This window comes from Neptuniibacter sp. UBA6509 (genome assembly GCA_002435145.1).
Taxonomy (GTDB): domain Bacteria; phylum Pseudomonadota; class Gammaproteobacteria; order Pseudomonadales; family Balneatricaceae; genus Neptuniibacter.
The window spans coordinates 19,503-30,106 of record DJLT01000099.1; the positions used below are offsets into that span (position 1 = coordinate 19,503).

The following is a 10,604-nucleotide window of genomic DNA, read 5'->3' on the forward strand; positions in this document are numbered from 1 at the left end:
ATGGATTGGCAATGTAACAGAGCTTTCAGACCAACACATCGGTTTAGGAACAGCCTTACATAAAAGCCACAAGGATTTTTTAAGAGGGAACTTACATGTTTCTAAAAGCGGACGAAGAACGCTTTTTCTTTAATGTCGCGGAGTCGACAGAAACATTTCAACTGGTACGCATGAGTGGGTTTGAAACCCTCTCTACCGCCTTTGAATTCTCATTAGAGCTGGTATCTGAAAATCCAGATATAGAACTTATCGATCTGCTAAACAGTTCAGCGGTGATCAAACTGCTGGATCAAAGCTGTGATGAAAATGAACACACCCGTTATATTCACGGTATTATTTCATCGGCTGAACTCGGTGAAAGTGGCGTTCGTCAAACCACCTATCACTTAACCTTAGTACCCAAAATATGGCCGCTTCGTTACCGAATTAACAGCCGTATTTTTCAGTTCAAAACCGTTGAAGAGATCATCACCCAGCTATTAGAAGAGGCCGGATTACAAACGGACGAATTTAACTTCCAACTCAGCAATAGCTACGCCCCGCGTGAGTCCTGCGTACAGTATCGTGAGAGCGATCTCGCCTTTATTCAGCGCTTGCTGGAGTTTGAAGGTATTCACTATTATTTTGAACACCACTACGACAAACATGTACTGACCTTAAGCGATGCCTCAGAAACAAATACCCCGGTTAACGGCGAATCTGTTCTGCCCTACTTCCATGATGCACAAGGCGCAGTACGTGAACAACACTTCTTCAAATTCCGTTACCTAGAAACCGTACGCAGTGGCAAAGTCAGCATCAGAGATTACGATTTCAAAAAACCAAATCTCACACTCTCCTCCGATGACAGTCACGAGCAAGACCAACCGCTAGAGATCTATGAATACCCCGGAGAGTTCACTGAAGCTGATCGAGGCGATGCCTTAGCTCTTGCAATGAATCAATCGGGTAACCGAAACCGCAAAAATATTATTGCCGAATCAGACATCAATCGGCTACTGCCCGGTTACAGTTTTGAGCTAACAGACCACGAACTAGATCAACACAATATTGAGTACTTAATTACCCATATTGAGCATAATTGTGCGCAACCACAGGTACTCGAAGCCGGCGCAACAACCGAAGGCTCGCGCTACACTAACCTGATTCATAGCATTCCATTCACCACACCATTTCGCCCTGCACGTAAAACCCAGAAACCCAAAGTCCGTGGCACGCAAACCGCCATCGTAACCGGTCCCGACGGAGAAGAGATTTACACCGACGAGCATGGCCGTGTAAAAGTACAGTTCCATTGGGATCGTGAAGGACAGATGGACGAACAAAGCTCCTGCTGGATTCGTGTTAGCCAAAGCGCAGCAGGCGGAGCATTTGGTGGCTTATTTATCCCCCGTATTGGCGAAGAGGTCATGGTCGACTTCCTCGAAGGTAATCCAGACCAACCAGTTATTACAGGGCGCGTCTACCACGGTCTAAACCGAACACCTTACCCACTACCAGAAAACAAAACAGTCAGTACGATAAAAACAAACTCCACCAAAGGCGGCGAAGGCTTTAACGAAATACGCTTTGAAGATAAAAAAGGCGAAGAGCAACTCTTTATCCACGCCCAAAAAGATTTTGATCAACGCACAAAAAACGATCATAAAGAGTGGGTCGGTAATGACCATCACTGGATACAGATGGAAAACGAATACCGCGAACTGCGCGCCGACGAACACGCCTTAACCCACGGTAATTTCCATCGCCAAAGCGATAATGAGCAACACCTTATCGTCGACAAAAAACGTCACATCCGTGTAGGCAGTAATCAAGCCACCAGCGCAGGTCAGAATATCCATGTAAAAGCGGGTAATAAGATTGTTTTAGAAGCCGGTGTAGACATGATCATCAAAGCCGGTGGCAGCAGCATCAACGTTGGCCCAGGCGGCGTCACCGTCAATGGCTCAATGGTCAACCTAAACTCCGGAGGCTCAGCGCCATCGGCACAAAAAGCAGCCCCTATCGCACCAACTCCACCATTAGAGGCAGATATAGATCAAGCAGGCTACGTAACACCACAAGTGACCAATGTAGATCCATGGCAAGCCTCCGCTTTAATGTCACACCGCATGACAAGTGATCGTCAGGAGAATGTAGCCATTACAGAGATATGCCAGCTACAAACTGACGGAAGCTGCCCACTTAGCAACTGCCCTTGTGGGAACAACTCATGACGCTTACTCACGACTTAAACCGTATCAAAGCGGATTTGGAGCACCCGCATCGGCTATATCTCATCTCAAACCCAAGTTCAGGGATGCTAAAAGATATCTACCTGTTCTCTAATAATGAGTACCGCGCAGCACTCTTTGATAACACTCGTTTAGCCAACCTCAAAGATAATAGCCCTTGGATAACTGAAATTGATGAGCAAAGCCCACTGCTAAAGCATTTTGAAAAAAACGCTCTAAACGACACCGGCTGGCAAGGCATACTCATATACATCCCCACCAGTGTTAGCTTTAACCAACTGCTTAAACAGCTACGCCATAGATTGTTTATCAACTATGGAGATCAGCAAAAAGGGGTTTTACACTTTCAACTGCCTCAAGTGCTTCACTACCTTTTAAAAGAAACGCCCCAATCAGAAGCAGAATCTTGGTTAGGGAATATCACAGCATCTATTTGGAAATCACCACTGTCCAGCCTAAGTGAGGGCAGTGTTTGGCAATCTATCTCTAAAGAAGCCAGCAGCGAACCTACAGAATTAACAGAAGACTATTCATTATCCCCAAAGCAAGAACAGGCCTTCGTACTACAACAGCTAGATCAATACATCCTAGCGTGGGCTGCAGAATACAAAGAAACCGATTTAAACCTGAGTGATTTAACTCAGCTTCGTGAAATACTTAGCCCTAGCAATGCAATCACCTTGCTAAACCAAGGCGGCCTCACTTCTCTATTTATCGAAGTCCACCACCGTTCCGATAAAGACCCAGCAGAAACAATTCAACACTTAAAAGCACTACCCGAACAAAAACGCAGACCACTGCTACAACGGATGAAAACAGAGTTAACGGAGCTAACAACATGAGCAGTACAAACGGAAAAACTGCAGCCTGCGAAAAAGATAGACTTCATATAGAGGTCACCGGCATCAACCACGGTGATGAGCACACCATTCGCTTCTTCGACACGTTAGATCAAACCGCCAAACCGGGTATCGAAGCAACTAAGCAAACACTGGTTCAAGAAGAGACAACCATCTATGACTGGGACTGGACAGGTGAAATTTCCAATAACGCTTGGCTAGAAGTTAAAACAGAACAAGGCGACCCCATTAAACTCCCCTTGTTCAAATCCGTCTATGAAACCAAGCGTAAAGACAATCAAGAACAAGATTACCTACTGCATGCTTGCTTACCTTCACTCTACATGCAAAGCGTGGATGCACAATACAAATACGACCATATAGCTCCAGCACGTGGTGGTTTTATATACATTGCCTACAAAGCTCCCCACGGTTCCAAATTCCAAGTCTGGCGTGAAATCGAAGTGATCCCCGGTGACGAATATACATTCCGTGACGTGAATCTACAGTCTTTTCGTGAAACACCCGTAAACCACATGGAATGGGCCGATAGCCTTAAATCAAACCCCATCAAAATAGGCCAACGCGACACAACCGGTGTACCACTCACAGAAATCTGGATTCCCGGTAAAAGAAATGGCTCCAAACTTGATGGAAGTGTTCTGATCGCATTCTCAGAAGTACAATGGACGGCTGAGCGCATCAACTATTTAGAGCAGAACCAAGACCAACTTAAACTCCGCATGAAGCGAAGCAAAATTAGTAAAGTCTCTAACCTTCAAGAGATGCGCAACCGATCACCTGATTTAGAGATGCTAGTATCAGATGCTGTCGAATTAACAAGGGACGTTAAAGGCACCTTCCTAAAAGAACGCTATGACGTCGTCAAAAAAGAACAAAAACTACTCGCTGATGATACAGAGTATGTATCCACCGCTTTTGGAGACCTACGCTGCAAAGCAGATTACGCACTGCGAGCAACCGCCTGCGCTATCGCCAACGACAAAGAACCTCTGTTTCCAGAAGATATCTGGACATCGGAGCCAGAAAAAGACTGCTGGGCTAAAGCAAAACAAAACCACCTGCGTACGTTTACCGCTGAAGACCCTTTATTCAAAGTGCGAAATCACTCACACCTAATCCAATCAGCCAGTGCTTATTTTCAGCAAATAAAACAACTCTGTGAAGACAAAGACCACTTCCTCAGTGCCGAACTTATCTCACGGTTAATTCTGGCAGAGAGCCATAATGGCAAGCGGAACGAGCTTCGTAAGTACAGTAAATACATGGACTTAAGCAGCAACGGTACCTTTCATCGCACATTACGCACAGCAGAACGCAGCCAATATACAAAAGAGATCCCAGCGATGCAGTATGGGCTATCAAAACTGCTAAGCGATAAAACCTTTGTGCAAAGTGTCCGTGATATGGGCGCCTTAGACGGCGTAAATTCTGCCACATCCCACCTTTTCTGCTGCCCTGCTATCAATGCCCTACTAATCGATGCAGAAATGGACAATCCTCTCATAGCGCCAGAAGAAAGGAAAAAACACGCGGCAACCAACACACTAATAGCAATCATCGAAGAAGACAGTAGCCACCCTCTACACCCCGTACTGTTTCCTAATAAATCAGAAGTCCCCTTAGACGCAGCCTATATCCCACCCGCACCCAAAAATGATGGTTCAGGCCTAGCAACTACAGCAAATTTAACGCGCTGGAACGAAACTAATCTGAATCTGGATGAAGAACTACTTACAGTAGAAATAGGTATGGCCGCAGCAATTTTTAAATCCATCGATATAGAAACTGACGAGGGATTCGGAGTTGTTCGCCGCGCCGTCTTATTTGCCGATCAAGTCATCTCACTATTCAGCAATGTCGTACTTAAAATTATCAGCTCAGACCAGTTCAAACAGGCTAGTCATAAAACCCAATTTGAAAAAGTATTTGTTAGTAACCTAAGACAGCTAAAAGCACTCGCTAACGAAACTCTTAAAGAACTACGTTTTGATGATGTAAGTAACGCGACAAGTGGAAAACACTTAATTTTAGGTATTTTAGGGGACGACTTAGAATGGGGTCTGACCAAAGACGAAAAATATCAATTTCAACAGCAGCAAAAAACAGCCTTTAAAATACACAACCCTAAGACTAACCAGACAGTTACCCTCAACTCAAATCCTAAGATAGTTAAACAAGGATTCGCTACTGACCGAGGAGTTACAGCACTGAAAGGTCTTAAACTTCTTCACATTCCTGTGGATGAGCTTACTGAACAACAACGACTTGACCTATCACGAGGTTTACGCGCACAAAGAACCATTACGAAATATAGGGTGCCATATTTTATTGCAGCGCTAGAGCTATACAATTTAAATAAAGTTAGGCAACACTTAAGCCGAGAAGACTTATTCTATTCTATAGCTAATACTACTAGTGCAATATTGGATTTATCTGTAGCCAGTCTGCGATCTTTAGAGCTTATTTCTAAAGGCTTAATACCTAACTGGGTTCAACAAGATATTACTTTATCAAAAGAAACCCTACAGGTGCTTGAACGTAATACTCCTAAACTAGCTAAATTTATTGGCGATTCGATACCGAAGCTAAACCTTCTCTCTTTCGTGGCGGGAACAATTACTGCACTCATGACCTTATGGGAAGCATTTAGGCTACATCAAAAGCAAGATACAGATGCTGCAATTGCTATGGGGGTCGCGGGTACAGGGCTACTACTGACCTCATTCTATGCGATTTCACCTAAAGCAACACTTGGTCCCATAGGCTGGTTGATGATTTCTGTTACTATGGCTGCACTCGCCACAGCAATACTACTTACCGATGATGATATTGAAATTTGGTTAAAGCATGGACCTTTTGGCCATGGTTCAGAAGCAGAAAAATATACTGATTTGAATAATGATCCAGCCTTTGCGTGGTATCACCTGATCAACATTATGCTCAACATACAAGTCAAAATTGAGCCACTAAAACAAGGAACACTTCCTGATCAGCATTACCAATACCTAAAACAAACAGGCATTGACACCCAAATCACAGTCAATGGTAATATCCAAAGTTTACTCTCTAATGATGAACACCAGGCCAACTATCATTTAGAACTACAAGAAGTTGAGATTAAGCGCCAAATGAGCGGTGGTAATATAATGGGAGGTCATCCGGTTAAAACTGGCAGAGCTTTCCAAGGTGAAACCCTCTACAGTTTTAAAGCCGAGCATGGCATGATTCATTATCTGCGCTCTACCACAGAAAAAAGCCATCTCAATGCAGGTCAAAAGGTTGTTGCTGACAATTATTCCGAATGGCAACTTCGATTAAAGCTACAAGTTAACGAGTTTAGCTTCCCTGCACCAGAGATGCATAACGGCAAAGCAGCACTAGATAAAATCAGCTCACAACCGGATTTTAGTGACTCCAACCCACTCGGATGGTTGAGTGACTATGAACATGGACTAGTAAACTAAAATGAAATTTCAATACCCTGATACCGCTTATAATTCTAATGATATGCCCGTGCAATCCGCTTCAAAATGGGATAACAGTTTATTAGATAAGTTCAAACTCTCAAATGCAACCCTTCTACACTTTAATGAACTCTCAAACCAAATTCCCCGTACTTTTTCTAATAAGTGCGAACTGGACGATTACCAAGATAATACTATTGAAACTCCTTGGGACGAGAAGCTCTTTACCAAAGGTCAGGGCAATATATGGTTCAGATTCTTCTTCTTAATAGGGGCTTTCACTGAAATATTCCTTACGTTCCTCCTACCTATAACATTTATAGCCTACATTGTGGTTCATTTTGCCCTGTATGAAGAAGGTATTTACGATGACTCAAGCTATATCTCTGATGTAATACTGTCATTAAAATTTTGTTTTTATTTCTTCGGGTTATCAGCTCTATATCAACTCTACTATCGAAAACTTGCTTTTATAAACGGTAATGTTCCCTTTTTTATAAAACTCTATAGAGAGTATGAACTCTGCCGCCAAACTGGCATGGTCCATATTTATAAAAAAAATAAAGAAGTTTTCTCCGCTCCATTTTACGAGTTCGATTGTTACCTTGCTTCTAACCCGGGTAACTACGGCGAACTCTTTTACACAATGCAACTTGTTCATCGCTATAAAGGTACTAAACATACAGTCGACCTCGGAGCATTAATCGGTAACTCAGCACCGCCAGAAGAGTATTACCAACTCTGGAACATGATGCAGCAATATATGGATATCAGTCGCCCAATGCCGGATAACATCATGTCTGAGGCTTACCGTCATCTAGACCCTACGACAGCGGCATACGACAAAAAAACTGGCCGAGATAGCCACTTCTGGCGCAATATGACTCAAGAAGAGTATGAAGCTGAACTAGAACGCAGGGAAGAGGCTCAAAAGAGTATCCCACTAGAAGGCGAAGACATCATGCGCTGGAAAAAACCAGATCAACCTTTTGTTGCTTAAATTTTTCACTATTAATAAATAACTAAAAAGCAGTGCTATTAATTTCCAGAGTGGCACCACATCACACCTTTGACGCAGCCGAGTATCGCCTTAACTTACAGAGAACGGTACTAAGGATTAGATGGATATTTGTTTGAGCAGCGCGAGTTTATATCCGTCCCTTAGTACACGAGAAACACAGGGAATTGAGCGAAGCGAAACAAGGAACAGGCGGCTACGGGATTCTTAAGGGGGAGAGCTGTTGTTCCCCCTTAAGTAAAAGATATTATTAAATAATGGAAATGACTTGGACGCTAGCCACCGGGAGCAAAGCGGTCTTTAAATACGGATATGCATCATCATGATGGATCAGCACTATTCAGAAACAGCCTCTAATGCTAACAATATTCCTGTACAAATCGGTGACCATACCTTCCCCACTCCGCCGTTAAGCAAAGAGGAAGAAGCCGGAAGCCCTAGCACCACCCCGACCTTTACAGAAGGCGAATACTGGTGGGCCAATGAATTTGGCTGGGAACAGTAACAGGACTTATGATGAATAAAATAGAAACACCGCAGAATAGCTTTCAAGACAGCGTCTGGAACAGTCAGCACTACAGCAACCAGAAACCCCGGCCCGAACAGGGCGTCCTAATAAAGTTTCTACAGGGAGGCGATCCGCTACCATGGAGCCGGGCCAATGAAACCGTTCCTGTCAGCATGATAGAGGAACCCACGCCAGCCGATATCAAGCAGCGCCTCAAAGAGAATAAAGACGAAACCCACTGGGATGAGAACCAGTACAGTGCGGGGTCATTGAATAAATGGGGATTAATTTACTTTTACCTGACGGTCTTCGGTAAAGGTAACTGCACGATATTGCTGCCTGTATCTATTCTTACCCTTTTGCATTTCGTATTCTTTGATGACTGGGGCGCTACTGAAATCATAGAAGTAATATACATATTTTTACCTTTTGTTTTCCTTCCCTCTGCCCTAATCTGGGGCTACGCTGAAGCCTCTGAGCGAGGATACTTGCCTATGCCCTGGTTTATGAAAGCGGTCAAACATTTTACCTTCAGCCGCAGCACCGGAAGGGTAATCCGTTACAAAAACAATAAAGAACTCTACAGCCACCCTTTCCCGGAGTTCGACTGTTATCTAGTCAGCAGCCCTAGCCATCAAGGGGTACTAAGCTATCAGCTCCATCTGGTGCACCGTTATCATCGTTACTCAGACAGTATCCCCCTGCATACTTTCAGCAGCAGCCAACAACCGGATGAGTTAGAGCGTATCTGGAACCTGATCCAACGTTATATGGACACCAGCCAGCCGATGCCCGATGTCCCAGAACTGGAACCCGCCAGAGCAAAAGACCCTACGACTGCCGTTTGGGATGCTAAAAACAATCGCAAACCTGATTACTGGTTCTCCATGGATGATGACGAGTTTGAAGAGGCACTATTTGAACTACAAGCCGAGCAACGCTTTATGCCGAACCAAGGCCCAGAGATCGATCTATTTAATGGCGGCACTAAAGCCTAATGGCACTAACGGACTGAAATAACAGAAATGGACTTCCAACAGATAAAGCCCTATACGATAAGAAAACCGGCCGAGATAGCTACTTCTGGCGCAATATGACTCAAGATGAGTATGACGCTGAACTAGAACGCAGGGAAGAAGCTCAAAAGAGCATCCCATTAGAAGGCGAAGACATTATGCGCTGGAAAAAGCCAGATCAACCGTGTGTTGCTTAACGAATACAAGCTTTAACAATTAAAGAGCAAAACAGTACTATTAGCTTCCAGAGTGGCACCACATCATACCTTTGACGCAGCCGAGTATCGCCTTAACTTACAGAGAACGGTACTAAGGATTAGATGGATATTTGTTTGAGCCTTCTTAATGTATAAAAGGCGAGTTTATATCCGTCCCTTAGTACACGAGAAACACAGGGAATTGAGCGAAGCGAAACAAGGAACAGGCGGCTACGGGATTCTTAAGGGGGAGAGCTGTTGTTCCCCCTTGAGGACGTAAGTCATTATCAATTGAATGAGACACAACGAAAAATGGACTTTGATGATTATCAGCTTGAACTCAAGCACCATCACCCAGCAGGATTCCCTGTCACTCTCCATTATAAAATTGCGATTGATGATGACAGTAAAATCCCTCTATTAACCCCTGATGTCAGCTTCGACCTTAAGCGAGTAGTCTAATGAAACGTATAGATACTTCGAATCCAAGCGCATGGATCGCGCCAAAATACTATGGATATGCTCCGGTTTTCAAAGACACAAAAGCACGTCGCGGGAACGGATTAGGTACAGCCTTCGGTAAAGGTGTTGTTATGGAGGACGTACTCCATCCACCTTCAAAGCAAATTCCTCGTGAAGAGGAACTTCAACGGGTTCATGAAAAAGGTTGTTTGCTTTTCGGGGCGGGTAATCATAATCACTATATGGATATGCGAGTTAATAGCGTAACCAATAGAGAAATGCTCACTCGCTTCGCACAATTTATCCTTTTACCTTTATACATAGTCGGTTATTTAATTATTCGGTTTACAGGAGCCCTCGAGTGGGGTGAATTCATGTTCGTAGATTGGGGCTTTATAATCACAATCGCTGCCCTAATTCTTTATGATTTTCTAAAACCAATCGCCACTCCTGTTCGCTTTAATTACAAAAAACAGGAAGTTTACGCTTATCACAAAGGCGCTCTATATCGTATCCCTTGGGATGAGTGTGAAATTGCCTGCATGTACGCACCAGACTTTATGGGTGTTGGCGGTCTAGCCGATGCTTATAGCCTAAATCTATGGCTTTACCCTAAGCACTGCGTGAATGGAAAAGCAGGTACTGAACCCCTGCCCTTAGTGTTAAATAACACAGGGGAAGTCCACTCCGATAATTACGACTATTGGGAATATGTCAGAGCTTATATGACTGATGGCCCCGAAAATGTATATACCTACGACGACAAGTACACTAGAGCGCGTCTAGTCAAGTTTGCAGGAGCCTCTCCTATAAGCTTAGCTATCGAACTCCCTCTTATTTTC

At 43.9% G+C, this 10,604-nt stretch carries 8 protein-coding genes; all 8 read left to right on the plus strand.

Going from position 1 to position 10,604, the window contains the following annotated elements:
* The first annotated feature begins 95 nt into the window (after positions 1 to 95).
* Complete coding sequence (locus tag B4K11_RS12690; protein WP_292953097.1) at positions 96 to 2,216, plus strand: type VI secretion system Vgr family protein; 2,121 nt, start codon at positions 96 to 98, stop codon at positions 2,214 to 2,216.
* Positions 2,213 to 3,076: a DUF4123 domain-containing protein gene (locus B4K11_RS12695; protein ID WP_292953100.1), complete on the plus strand. Its 864-nt coding sequence runs from the start codon at positions 2,213 to 2,215 to the stop codon at positions 3,074 to 3,076. The genes B4K11_RS12690 and B4K11_RS12695 overlap by 4 nt, the downstream gene beginning before the upstream one ends.
* Positions 3,073 to 6,561 carry a hypothetical protein gene (locus B4K11_RS12700; RefSeq protein WP_292953103.1) on the plus strand — a complete coding sequence of 1,163 codons (3,489 nt, stop codon included), beginning with the start codon at positions 3,073 to 3,075 and terminating at the stop codon, positions 6,559 to 6,561. Before B4K11_RS12695 ends, B4K11_RS12700 begins: the two co-directional genes overlap by 4 nt.
* A 1-nt stretch (position 6,562) precedes the next feature.
* A complete protein-coding gene (locus tag B4K11_RS12705; protein ID WP_292953106.1) occupies positions 6,563 to 7,561 on the plus strand; it encodes a hypothetical protein in 999 nt (332 codons plus the stop codon).
* 340 nt (positions 7,562 to 7,901) lie between these two features.
* Positions 7,902 to 8,084 carry a hypothetical protein gene (locus tag B4K11_RS12710; protein WP_292959410.1) on the plus strand — a complete coding sequence of 61 codons (183 nt, stop codon included), beginning with the start codon at positions 7,902 to 7,904 and terminating at the stop codon, positions 8,082 to 8,084.
* A gap of 11 nt (positions 8,085 to 8,095) precedes the next feature.
* Positions 8,096 to 9,085: a hypothetical protein gene (locus B4K11_RS12715; RefSeq protein ID WP_292959411.1), complete on the plus strand. Its 990-nt coding sequence runs from the start codon at positions 8,096 to 8,098 to the stop codon at positions 9,083 to 9,085.
* A gap of 473 nt (positions 9,086 to 9,558) precedes the next feature.
* Positions 9,559 to 9,762 carry a hypothetical protein gene (locus tag B4K11_RS12720; RefSeq protein ID WP_292959412.1) on the plus strand — a complete coding sequence of 68 codons (204 nt, stop codon included), beginning with the start codon at positions 9,559 to 9,561 and terminating at the stop codon, positions 9,760 to 9,762.
* Positions 9,762 to 10,604 (plus strand): DUF6708 domain-containing protein (locus B4K11_RS12725; RefSeq protein ID WP_292959413.1); only part of this gene is annotated, 843 nt, incomplete at its 3' end. The genes B4K11_RS12720 and B4K11_RS12725, both read left to right, overlap by 1 nt.